The sequence below is a fragment of the Neobacillus vireti genome, assembly GCF_036962465.1.
Lineage (GTDB): Bacteria > Bacillota > Bacilli > Bacillales > Cytobacillaceae > Neobacillus > Neobacillus vireti_B.
This window is the reverse complement of record NZ_JBALNF010000050.1, coordinates 1-12,383: the sequence shown is the minus strand read 5'-3', so window position 1 is coordinate 12,383 and position 12,383 is coordinate 1. Positions and strand designations below refer to the sequence as shown.

9 protein-coding genes and 4 pseudogenes are annotated in these 12,383 nt (G+C 37.1%); 11 read left to right on the top strand and 2 right to left on the bottom strand.

The window, feature by feature from the left end; translation table 11 throughout:
* Positions 1–12: 12 nt before the first annotated feature.
* On the bottom strand, positions 13–474 hold the full coding sequence (locus V7077_RS19675; RefSeq protein WP_335505035.1) for a hypothetical protein: 462 nt from the start codon (positions 472–474) through the stop codon (positions 13–15).
* Between the two features lie 256 nt (positions 475–730).
* On the opposite strand from V7077_RS19675, the gene V7077_RS19670 reads away from it, so the two are divergent.
* The 4 genes and pseudogenes from V7077_RS19670 to V7077_RS19655 form a co-directional block, all read left to right on the top strand.
* Entirely contained in the window at positions 731–2,713 is a 1,983-nt protein-coding gene (locus V7077_RS19670; protein WP_335505033.1) for an outer membrane protein assembly factor BamB family protein, read from the top strand.
* A gap of 588 nt (positions 2,714–3,301) precedes the next feature.
* A pseudogene (locus tag V7077_RS19665) lies at positions 3,302–3,831 on the top strand (molybdopterin-dependent oxidoreductase).
* 379 nt (positions 3,832–4,210) lie between these two features.
* Positions 4,211–4,486: a hypothetical protein gene (locus V7077_RS19660; protein ID WP_335505031.1), complete on the top strand. Its 276-nt coding sequence runs from the start codon at positions 4,211–4,213 to the stop codon at positions 4,484–4,486.
* Positions 4,487–5,114: 628 nt separating this feature from the next.
* A pseudogene (locus V7077_RS19655) lies at positions 5,115–5,348 on the top strand (transposase); the annotation flags it as partial.
* A 442-nt stretch (positions 5,349–5,790) separates the two neighbouring features.
* Here the strand turns inward: V7077_RS19655 and V7077_RS19650 are convergent.
* Entirely contained in the window at positions 5,791–6,750 is a 960-nt protein-coding gene (locus V7077_RS19650) for a DUF3231 family protein (RefSeq protein ID WP_335505030.1), read from the bottom strand.
* 92 nt (positions 6,751–6,842) lie between these two features.
* Here V7077_RS19650 and V7077_RS19645 point away from each other — a divergent pair.
* The 7 genes and pseudogenes from V7077_RS19645 to V7077_RS19625 all read left to right on the top strand — a co-directional run.
* A pseudogene (locus V7077_RS19645) lies at positions 6,843–7,677 on the top strand (glutamate synthase-related protein); the annotation flags it as partial.
* Positions 7,678–8,002: 325 nt separating this feature from the next.
* Positions 8,003–9,268: an efflux RND transporter periplasmic adaptor subunit gene (locus V7077_RS19640; protein ID WP_335505027.1), complete on the top strand. Its 1,266-nt coding sequence runs from the start codon at positions 8,003–8,005 to the stop codon at positions 9,266–9,268.
* Positions 9,269–9,699: 431 nt separating this feature from the next.
* Positions 9,700–10,092 (top strand): C40 family peptidase, encoded by a 393-nt coding sequence (locus V7077_RS19635; RefSeq protein ID WP_335505025.1) that lies wholly within the window; start codon positions 9,700–9,702, stop codon positions 10,090–10,092.
* A 103-nt stretch (positions 10,093–10,195) separates the two neighbouring features.
* A complete protein-coding gene (locus V7077_RS19630) occupies positions 10,196–10,534 on the top strand; it encodes a hypothetical protein (RefSeq protein ID WP_335505023.1) in 339 nt (112 codons plus the stop codon).
* Positions 10,535–10,659: 125 nt separating this feature from the next.
* Positions 10,660–10,773, top strand: coding sequence for an IS66 family insertion sequence element accessory protein TnpA (gene tnpA, locus V7077_RS27795; protein WP_420489685.1), 114 nt, complete (start codon positions 10,660–10,662; stop codon positions 10,771–10,773).
* A gap of 5 nt (positions 10,774–10,778) precedes the next feature.
* Positions 10,779–10,853 (top strand): annotated as a pseudogene (locus V7077_RS27790) (transposase domain-containing protein); the annotation flags it as partial.
* A gap of 361 nt (positions 10,854–11,214) precedes the next feature.
* On the top strand, positions 11,215–12,171 hold the full coding sequence (locus V7077_RS19625; RefSeq protein ID WP_335505021.1) for an SMP-30/gluconolactonase/LRE family protein: 957 nt from the start codon (positions 11,215–11,217) through the stop codon (positions 12,169–12,171).
* Positions 12,172–12,383: the final 212 nt, after the last annotated feature.

Below are 12,383 nucleotides of genomic sequence, written 5' to 3'. Positions count from 1 at the left end.
TATTTTTTTAAACTATTTGTTAACTTGGAAGTTAATGGTCCACTGTCCTTTTTGATTTAGAATGGCATCTGTACTAAGTGCCGCACTTGAAGTGGCAGGTATATATTGCGGCATGTTCACCTTGACCGCTCCTTGATATTTCTGATTGCTAATTTTTTTATGTTCGGCATCAATCCCTTGAAGACGATGATCCGCAATGGAAATTTCCAGGTTTTTTAACAGCCCTTTCCCGTCTTCCTCCATTAAATTTCCTGTTTTAGATTCTACGGTATAATACAGAATCATCTCTTGACCATAGTTTGTGATCGCATAGTTAGTAATTGTAAGTTTGATTCCTCCATTTTCCGCGGAACCGACCGTTTTTTCCGGTGCAGCCAACGCGCTATGGGAAGAAGCCCATGTTCCCCAAACGAGAAAACAAAGTAATAAGACAAACCCCCCCAAACGATTCGTTATGTTTAAGAAAGTCTTCATTCAATCACCATCCTGATATTCTTTAAATTTATTTCAAATATAGAATGTCTCCACTTTTTGGTAAATATTCCTCATCCACCATTGTTAAAATAATTAATGCAATATAAATGATACTTTGCATAATTAAGGAATCTTATACTCAATATAGAAAAAAGAGTGAGGACCAATAAAGTAGGGTTCTCCCCGGATGGGAAAATTCAGAGCAACTAAAAATAGGGGCAATCACTCTGAACTTATACATTAGGAGGGTCTTTTTTTGATTCGGTATTTTAAAGCAATATTCGCGGCTTTATTGGCGGTAGTATTAATTGTTGGCTGTCAGCAGAAACCTGAAAAAAAACAGGACACTGTCAAAAAACAAACGACCAGTTCCAAAAAGGATACAGGGTTCCCACTTTGGGGGTATGACTTACAACAATCTCGGCATGTCCCTTATAACAAGATTACAAAGGACAATGTGAAGGATTTAGGGATTGTCTGGCAGGCAGATTTGGCAAATTGGGATAAGAAGATTCCTAATGCTTCGGAGGATTTTCCAGTAGTGAAAGATGGTGTCATGTATGTCACGACATCCATGAACCGAGTGTTTGCCATCGATGCCTCAAATGGGAAGAAAATTTGGCAATGGACGCCGCCAAAAGATGTACTTGACCATCTTGACCATGCGGACCTAAGCCTTCTAGAAGTTGTTGCCAGCCGGGGTGTGGCTGTTGCGGAAGGCAATGTGTTTGTCCTTATTGCCGATAATCGCTTAGCCAAGCTTAACGCGAAAGACGGAAAATTGATTAAAATAATCAACCTTTGGGATACAATACCAGGAGCCAAGCTTGAAAACCGATATTATGAAACGATGGCGCCAATGTACTATAAAGGAAACGTCTATGTGGGAAGCAGCGGCGGTGATAATGGTATTCGCGGCTTCGTGATGGCCTATAAAGCAAGTGACTTGACGCCAGCCTGGGATGGACCATTCTGGACAGTCCCTGAGAAGGGGGAAGATTGGGTAAAGGGCAAATATACAGGGGGTGGAGCCGTCTGGGGACAGATTGCTTTTGACCCGGATTCTGACGTGATGTATTTTGGCACGGGTAACCCTGCTCCTGACTTTTTTAAGAAAATTCGCCCAGGCAAAAACCCTTATACAGACTCGGTCGTTGCTCTTGAAAGTAAAACAGGCAAATTGATTTGGGCAAATTCGGAAATGGATGAGGAGGACGAATGGGATTATGATGCGACCTCAACTCCAATGATCCTTAATGCAACGGTCAACAACAAAAAGCAAAAAATCGTTGTACACGGTGGAAAGAACGGAAAATGGTTTGCGTGGGATGCCAAAACAGGGGATACCATTTATAATGGCGTTCCATTTGTCAAAATCCAGCACACCACACAACCGACGGATCCAAATAAACCGGCGATGCAATGGCCGGGAGCAGAAGGCGGACAAAACTATGCTCCGGAAACCTATGATCCTAATACCAATTATGTATTGATCCCTGGTATTAATAAGCCATCTTTAGAGGTTGCAGCGAAAGATGAAAATGAAGTCGAGCAAAAAAATGGTTTATTCCCAGGAACTGCGATAACGTTGGGGCCAAAAGGTGAAGACATATCCGGCACGATCACCGCCATTGATGTGAATACTGGAAAGCATGCCTATCAGAATAAGACTAAACAACCAATGCGCGGAGGTTTTACAAGTACAACTACAGGACTTGCTTTTTACGGCGAATTGGATGGAACGGTAAATGCCCTTGATATTAAAACTGGAAAGGTCTTATGGAACATGAAAAGCGGCGGAGCTCAGATTATGATGGCACCGGCGATTTATATGGACGGTGGTAAACAATACGTTACGTTTGTTACTGGAACCAAGGTTGTCACCTACGGACTGGGAGGGGATAAATCGGTAACTCCTTCAAAAGATCCAGGGGGCGCAGATCCAGAAGGCCAAGGGAAATCTGATAACGCCAATCATGGCAGCCACGGGAACAAAGAAAAAGATAAGAAGCAGCCGGCTGCTATGAATGCTGAAGTCCTTTACAAAAAGAGCTGTATGTCCTGTCATGGTGGAAATCTTGAGGGAGGTGCAGGTCCTGACCTAAGACATGTTGGCGTATCCATGTCTGAAGAGGAGATATTAAATCAAATCATTAACGGAGGCGGACGGATGCCTGGAGGTCTTGTTGATAAGGATCAGGCTGAAGTATTGGCAAAGTGGCTGTCTCAGAAGAAGTAATGAATAGAACCAAGAAAACCTGAGTTGACGGACTCAGGTTTTTTTTATGAAAATCCAATTTGGAGATAAATATCAGGCAATTTAATAGTCTTAATATTTCGTTCCAGACACCCATATAAATCAATGTGGTACAAGCAGATGCTTTATATATCGGCCTGGATCATATTTGAGGTATTTATAGAATTAATAATTTATTCTGCAAAGTTAATCACTTACCATAATGGATGGAATTTTTGGTGGTCATGAGTTGTATGGATTTTCTTGTTTATTGGTGTATGCCTCCATCATACCAAGCCACTTTGGGCATGGTTCATTTGTTTTACGTGTACAGCTTTTCTAATAATATTTTTACCTTCCGATTACAAAATTTAGGTAGTAAAGAACATTCCATAACGATACCCGACAAATGTCGCTTGTCTCATTCTTTTGGATGCTTGAAATTTAAACTCAAATTTTTAATTGCTAATAGTCTGAGGTTATGCTGATTTCCAACGGATTTGTCTTTGGTTTGCTTACATTATTTTGTAGCATACTATACAAAGCATTAAGATTTAACCAACGTTTAAGAGGGAAAAGGGATGGTGTACGATGGAAAAGCAACTTCCACCTGGCCAATTCGAAACAGAAAAATGGCCAATACTGCATGCAGGTGATGTTCCCAAGTTTGATAAAATCACATGGAATTTCAGACTTTTTGGTGAGGTAAAAAAAGAAAAGTTCTTATCCTATAAGGAAATCATGGAACTTCCAAAGACCATTTCAAACGTTAACATGCATTGTGTTACCACCTGGTCTAAATTTGNNTAAAATACATTAAAATTTACGGTTACTACAATGGTGACAGATTTGGTTATTCTGCAAACCTGCCACTTGAGCCTTTATTAGGGGACGATTCTTTGTTTGTATACCGTTGGAAGGATCAATATCATGATTGGCAGGATATAGATCCAAAACATGGTTATCCACTAAGGTTTATTCCGCCAGAAGTATTTTATCTATGGAAAGGCTCCAAGTGGGTGTCAGGGATTGAATTCATGAATGTAGACGAGGCTGGCTTTTGGGAAGAGCGGGGCTATTCGATGACAGCAAATCCATTTAAAGAAGAGCGGTACAGTTAACACAGATTATTCTAAGAAACAAAAAGAATGGTGAGAAGACTTAAAATTAGGTTGCTTTGTTTCTCATGTAGAAGCAAGGCATTTTTTTTAACCGGGAGGTAAGTTTAATAACAAGTTCATCTTTTTTGAGAAATTCATTATTAGCAATTTTATAAATATCTAGAAATTTCACCAATCAAATAAGGGTCACCTAACTGGAGGCTCTTATTTATAATTTCATTTTATCTATAGTGTTCTATATAGACTATGAAGCACTTGCAATCATTCGAAAATTTATTTTTGCAGCCTTATCCCCACTTAAGTCCTTGATTTGGCCGTATCCGAAAAAAAGATTAAGTAAGGAAGATTTGGCAAATTATAAGAAGAAGGAGGTTTTGAGATGAAATTTACTATCCGTTTTTTCTTCAGGGAAAACTTTAATAATTCAATATTTGAAAGAGAGCTAAAAAAATCCTTAGAGGAAATTAGTGTATCTGTTTCAAGTATTAAGTTTAAACTTTTTGAAGAAAAACACATACATAATAAAAGGAATATTATTGAGGTGAATGTTGAAGTTAAAGGGGACTTCATCGATTACAGAACTGTTTTCGGTTGTGTATTTTTAGTAATAGATGAACTTTCATTAGATTTATCTGGAATAGATATAAATGAATAATAGGTTTTCCTTCAAATTTTTACAAAACAAAAGGAATTTATAATTTTGATTTTAGGGCTGCCTTAAGGCGGCCTTGTATTTTTATATTTTATTGATGTAGCCAATAATGGTTATTTTTCTTCTCCTAAGTAAATAAGCAAATGATCACTTCGAGTGGATTTGAAGCCATAGAGAGAAAGGGAGGGTGATCTTTGGGAGTTTAATCAATTATCAATTGATATAGTGAAATCGAGGCTGGTGTATTATCAATTATGATAGAAGCATTTTTGTTATAAATTTTTTCTCGCATTGGAAAAGATAAAGTAAGCTACTAATACAATCAAGTTTTATCCCAATAACATAATATATTAGAAACCTTTTGAGGAAAGGAGGGTTTCTGATGCTTTGTTATCCGGGATACAGATATTGAGGACCTGGTTGTCACGGGCCGGGTGCTCCTGTAAATGTTTTGGATGCTATTTGCTTAGAACATGATAATTGTTACCGTATGTCTGGAAATAAAAAAATGTGCGATCAAATGTTTATAAATAGAGCGAGACCGCTTATCAATCAACCTGGTAAAATAGGAAGAGATGCAGCAATTATGATTGCACTGATACAATTTAAGTTAATGTTTTAAAATGTTGCCGGGCGTCCTTCGGGCCCACTATTTCTTTTAAAAATGATGTTCATTGGTTATATGAACGGTATTCGCTCTGAGAGGCAATTAGTAAGAGAAATAAAAATGAATATTGTCTATCGATGGTTTTATGTTTAAAATTCCATGATTCCATTCCTCATTATTCCAACATTAGTTGGAATCTCCAGAATGATTTAAAGATACAAATATATTTCAGGAGATTATTGAGAAATAGTTACTCAATGAATGAACTATAAAATGGTGGGTGGACGAGTTTTATTTTCTGATTCTAACTAACATGTCCAATTTCAATGCAGACTACCTATTCATTATCGATTTGTATAATTTCTACTTTTGTATATTGGCTCTTATTCACTTAATACCCCCAGCGCTTTTTAGAGTTCTTTTGCTATCAGTTTAAAAATTTTTTTATTCTTTTATTAGAGGGACTTGACTGAATGCGATAGAAAGGGTTTAGCCATAATGCTCTTTTTGGGTTGAAAGAAAAACAAATGATTTCTTACGCTGCTAATTTTTAAACTTTTCCGAAAAATCCATCTGTGAAGTCTTGGCTTTACGTCTGCTCACTTGGGGGGCACGACGCTGTGGGTGTCGCCTATGAATTCGTCTAACTGGCCTATGTGCCGAGAAGTTTCTATTTCTTGATTACAACCTGCCATCGTTCCTATTTATGTGACCAATTAGACACAGGTGGTTCATTAAACCAATTTTTTCTTATTAATAACTTGAGCCCTTTCTCTGAGTAGTTTTCAATCATCTCGATTAGTTTCTTTAAAGAATCTATATGATCCTTTTTATAACTGGATACCACTGCATTTTGTAGATGGGTTATACTTACTGGATTAAGGAACATTATTAAGTTTGCCATTAATTTATCTGAAAAAGGTGATTCCTTTACTTTATTAACGTGAGCCTCTAGTCCAGTTGTAGTTGGAATTCCATTTTCTCTATAGATATCAGATAAAGAGGCTGATTGATAAAATGCTAACTTTTTCCCTTCTAGTATAAATTTCTTTGTGTCCATATCCTCTACGACTTCAGAAAAACCGGTACAAAGAGCAATTCCAACATTGTTACATTGAAGGGCACCGAACATATTTGCCAATTCTACCGCATTAAGTGGTCGTTGCTGAGTTGATGCAACTTTGAATAGTTTCCCATCCCTTTCATCTGCTTTTTTATAAGAGAACGAATTATTTTGTAATAAATCTTTATCATTAAGCAATTTTAATATAGAAAAATCTAATTGAACTACATCATTAAGTATTTTTTTATAAAAACTTTTTACTTTATAATCTGTTAATTCTATATATTGAACAGCAAGCGTTCGCAATCCATTACTCGTTATATGCTTTAAGATCTCAATAATTAATTGGTCTGAAAATAGCTTTGCTGTTGAACTATATATATCATCTTCCCTGAAGAACGGTGTATCTTTATAACCTTCCTCAGACAATAATTGAATAGCCTCTTGTTCTTGATATGTAGAGATTTCATATATTTCATTTAAAATATTTCTTAAATCGGTATCCTCAGAAGTTTCACTAAGATATTTTAAAAATAAATTCATCAAGTTTGAACTTGATTGTAAGTACCAAAGGAAACCTAATTCATTTACGTTCATTGTTATACCCCCTAAAGACTCAATCTCTATTATTTATTTTTTCAAAAAAATTCTTGATTATTCATGAATCAGTAACTCTTCCTAAATACACTTCGCTTGATGAATTTAAGTGCAAGGCCCAGGAATCAAATAAAGAGGCATTTGAGCTTAAATTCGGCCAACGAGCAAAAATCCGTGGCGGACATCTGGAGGGGTCGAAGGTTACAACGAAGGTTGCAACTATTAGGAAGGTTCCAGTGGGGAAGACCATTAACTCACCCAATCGCTTTCCATTTTTGCATAATGCAATTAAAACGCTGCAGTTTATCAAAATGCTGCAAGAGTAAGGTGGAAAACTTGTCGGAATCAAAATGGTCGTTGGATATACATCCAGCTTGGATGAATTTTTTGAGGCCATGAATAACCTTAGGATTTATCCGGACTTTATTACGGTTGGAACAGGCGCTACTTACAAATCAATGGCAGATACAATGGGGCTTCCTTTATATCCTGCTTTAATTGCCGTTGTGGATAAAGTCTATCAGTTTGGTGTACGAAATAAGCTAAAAATCTGTGCCTCAGGAAAGTTAATTTCAGCCGATAAATAGTCATTGCCCTTGCGATTGGTGCAGATGTCGTGAACTCGGCACGCGGATTTATGATGGCTAACGGCTGTATTATGGCAATTCAATGCCATACGGGTAATGTCCTACGGGCGTTACGACCACAGATCCTAAATATCGAGAAGCACTTGTGCCAGAGGAGAAGAAATAGCGAGTCATGAACTATATCATTAATGTACGTCAGGGTTTGTTTGCCTTAGCTGCGGCTTGTGGCATTGATAGCCCCCTTAAATTCACACGTGAACACATTGTTTTTAAAGATATCGATGGAAAAATAATCAGGTTATCAGAACTGTTCCTAATTCTTGGTCCTTTAGCGGAATGATTCAAAAGTACTATATAGTTTATTAAAAAATGAACGGGGTCACATTGATGATTTGTCAAAAAAATGCAGCTAAACGCCAAAGGATACTAACGAATTTCTATTTCACGTAGACCAGAGTGCACTCGGTCTTTTTTTTTGCAAGTGCATCAAAAGTACTATTATGAATTTGTGCCTTAAATCCTATTTGTGATTCTATGCGTGTAAATAGTTAATTTTCCAAAAATATTCCTTGAATCTTACTTGTAAAAAATAGACAATAAAATAGTGATTTGTTTTACCGTTTATTGCAAAATTCACTATTAATCTATGTTGAAAGGGTAGGGTTATGGAAACAGCAAAGAGAATTGGTACAGAAAATGAACAAGCACGTACCGCGCGTCAGAAGAAATTGATTTTACTTGGGATTCTTGTTCTTATACTCATTTTGGTTATGGTTAGTTTAGCAATAATGGAATTTAATAAAAGGGATTTAAAGAAGTTAGTATTTAGTAATCCACCAGAAAAAACATTTATAAAAACAAAAACAGTGCCGGCTCGTGTTACACAAAGTGATACGGAAATGATTTATGTAAATGCTTTAAAAGGACCCATTAAAGAGATTTTTGTAAAGGAAGGGGAAACGGTTGATAAAGGACAACAGCTCTTTTCTTATGAAGGCTCTGCATTAAAGGCAGAACTCGGACAAGCAGAAATAAATAAACAATTAGCAGAAACGAGTGCTCAACAGCTGAAGGAGCAAATCACATCGTTAGAAACGGATTTACTGGAAGCTGAGTCTACTACTACACCTGTTACAAGTGACCCAACCAATACCACCGTTACCAATCTAACTGGTGTGGGTGATTCAGATACGATAGCAGAACAATCCATACTGTCACTTAATGCGGAACTAAATTCAGTAAAAGCTGATTCTCGTGCCGCAGAATTAAAGGTAGAAAAATATATGTTGGAGGCTGAAAAGCTCAAAGCCGAGCTCGATTCATTAATTGTCTCGAGCAACACTGCAGGTGTGATCGTTAACTTGAACAAAAATGTAGGGCAAGGTTTCCAAGCAAAAGAAAATCAGCCATTAGCGATTATGGAAATCGCAGCGAATGGACCGTTTAAAATAGAAGGAACGCTAACCGAAGCTGAAAAGGCTAAAATTACTCAGGGCCAACCGATAACAGTAACTTCTAATGTCGTTGCTAACAAGAAGTGGAACGGGAAAATAACGGAGGTAAGTGATTATCCTACATATAAAGCACCGGTTAAAAAGGAAAAAGATTCACAAAATGAACCGGTACCGTCCTATTCTTTTAAAGCAAGTCTTGATTCACAAAAAGGACTATACCCTGGCTACTCTACCTCACTGGACGTAGTTGTGGAGTCAAAACAATTTCTAGCAGTTCCTAAAACGAGTATCATAGGGATTGGAAAATCGACGTATGTAATGGCACAAAAGAAAGGGATTCTACATAAACAAAAGGTAGAAACGGGTCAAAGACAAGGAGAATGGGTTGCGATACTTAAGGGATTAAAAGGAAAAGACAAAGTAGGAGTCAATCCATCTTGGACAGTTCACATTGGTACACATTTAAACCTAAATTAAGCAATGATTTAGACATTATGAATTAATTATACTACCAGGAATTTTTTATAAGGGAATACGTGTCTTGATTTTACATATTAAATCAATATTAATATCTTACTTTATAAGTTGCTCAAGTAGTTGGGCAGCTTCTTTTTGTATATTCAGTGAAAAACGGTGGTATTTGTCCATTGTGATTCCATTTGTTGACTGCACAATCTTTTTTTATGATGTAGTTCATAGCAATAGGTTGTAAAATGGGCATACGCCAATATATTTTCCTTTTCTGTCTACTAGTTTATTTCCACATTTCGGGTAAATATTTACCATATTTAGGTATAGCAAAATGAACAATTGAAGAATTTGGCACTACTAAAATTTCAATGCTTTTGTCCAATCAAAAAAAATCTCTAACACATGTTATATAGTAAAAACTGAAAAAGAGGGAAGCCATGCTTGCAAATCAAATTATTTCAACAGGTTTACAATATTTAGGAACTCCTTATGTGTTTAATGCTCCATCTTATCAAACAGATTCATTCGATTGTAGTTCATTTATAAAGTGTATTTTTGAAAGTAATGGAATTATTCTCCCTAGAAACTCTCGCCAGCAATTTGAAGTAGGGGTTCCGATTTCTTTTAATCAAATCAAGAAAGGTGATTTACTATTTTTTACGACCAGAGAGCGAAAAAATAGGCAAGGGCTATCCAGAATTGGACATGTAGCCATTTATATTGGACAAGATCAGATGCTTCATACTTATAGACAAGGAAAAAAAGTGATGATCTCAGAATTAAACTCGTATTGGAAGAAATCATTTATTGGAGCTAAAAGGGTATTGTAGGAAATGTTAAAAAGATTTAATGTTAGTAAATTAACAACGAGGAATTGTCTAGCTATTAATGGAATATTACTATCATATCTATGTGTGAAAGGGCGAATATGATATGTTTATTTCAGTTACTAGGTTGCATTTAAAAGGTAAGCGAATGTTACCGAGCTTTTTTATTCATACCATTAAATCGATTATTCAGTCAAAAAAAGCAGAGGGATTAAAATTTTCTTCCTTTAATAATGAAGGATGGGACACATACTGGACTCTGACTATATGGGAAAGCAAGGAACATATGAAGGTCTATCGAAATAATGGTAGTCATTTAAAAGCGATGAAAATATCACGAAATATTGCAGATAAATTAGAATCAATTAATTGGGAAGAAGATACGATTCCTTCATGGAATGAGTGTAAAGACAGGTTATTTATGAAGTTTGGCAGAATGGTGTGAGGTTGAATTTTCTAAAACGAATGGGTGCCATGCTTTAAGAGTAAGCGTAAAACTGTACCCACATTCTTAATTCATATTAATAATAGGATAATCTCCTTAAAATAAAATTTCAAGGAGATTTTTATATGGCCATAACTCATTTACAAGCAGAGTGGGAGAACCGGATTGCAGCCTATAGGGCTAGTGGACAAACCCAATCAAACTGGTGTAGGGAAAATGATTTAATCTTGCATAAGTAAAACGGCTCGAGGAACAGCTTAGCCTTATGCAGCATAATAGATTCGGAGCTTCTAGCGAAAAAACCATTGATCCCTGTTAATTGTGTAGCCTTTAACAAGTTATCTAAATAATACTACAAGCTCCCATCTCCATGTAGGTGGGGGTTTTACGCTTACATAGGAACGGTTTAAGCGCCGTTTGTCACGTGGTGCCAAATAGAACCGTACACGTGGAAACACTGAACCTATTAGTATAACAAATATATCCATTCGTAAAAAGAAAGTATACTGACTAATAATATTAAAATTTCAAATAGTTTTTTAGGTTGTTTCTTCTGCGACCCGAAGTGTATATTCTATTAAAGCGGTTTCACCTTGGGTTTAGGCTTCTACTTACATAAGGCTTCTTTACTAATTGAAGCCCATCATCGCTTTAATTTTTCAAAAGGGGGAATTGTAGGAGTGAAAAAAAAAGGATTTGCAGCAGTTGTATTGGTTGTTTTCTTCCTTGTTACCGCAACCTTTGTAGGCGCCAAAGCATTGTACGAAACTAAGCCTGTGCCAAAAGGGGAGCGGCACAACATCTCAGAGATTATTCCTTCTAGCGCTAAATGGGAAAAGGTAGTCGTAAGTGATGAGAAAAGATTTATGGAAGGCATCAACTTCGACAAAAACGGGAAAATGTGGATGGTCAGTCCGATGACCAACGAACTCCTTACAGTCGAAGGGGATAAGGTTAAATTTGTTGAAAAAATTGATGGGGCTGTCGGGGCGAAATTCCACAAAGATGGACGCCTATATATCACTTCAATCACCGGGAAACTTCTTGCCTATGACCCTAAAACAGGAGAAGTGAAGACCATTCTAGATAAATACAAAGGGCTTAATGACCTGGTATTTGATCAGGCTGGCGGTCTTTATTTTACCGAGCCAATTGGCTCTAATGCACTCGATCCAGTCGGAAAAGTCTACTATTTGCCTCCAGGTAAGAATGAAGCAGTACTGTTTGCAGATCATATCGCTTATCCAAATGGGGTCGCTATTTCTGCTGATGGCCAGCGGGTTTATACTTCTGAATTTGGCAAAAACAGAGTGGTTTCCGTTCCTTCCAAGACCGCTGCGGCATCACCTGAAAGTCCATTTATTTTCGGTCAGTATGAGGGCGGAATTGGGCCGGACGGATTAGCTGTCGATGCGGAGGGCAATTTATATGTAGCGCATTTCCAAGCAGGTGAAATCGTTGTCCAAGATCCAAGCGGATTTAAATACGGCACCATCCGTTTGCCTGAAAGTGCCGGGACATTTACCACGAATCTAACCTTCCATGACGGCTACTTGTATATTACTGAATCCTCCAAGAGTGAAGTCTGGCGAATTAAGGTTAATAAGGATGGGTTAACGCCGTACGGTTTGCAATAAAAATAACAGGGGGTCAGACCCACGTATAGTTAAAACGGTCACGCAAAGCCTGCGTGACCAAAAAATTTAATTGGGTTATATAGTTAATAATTAACGAAGTTCCTTGCAGAGGTTTCTTGCGGTAGCCATTAGCTGGTCCAGATGGTTATAGATGATTTCCGGGTCATATCCCAGCTGCAAATCAAAAACTCTCGTAAGCGTCAAATAATCCC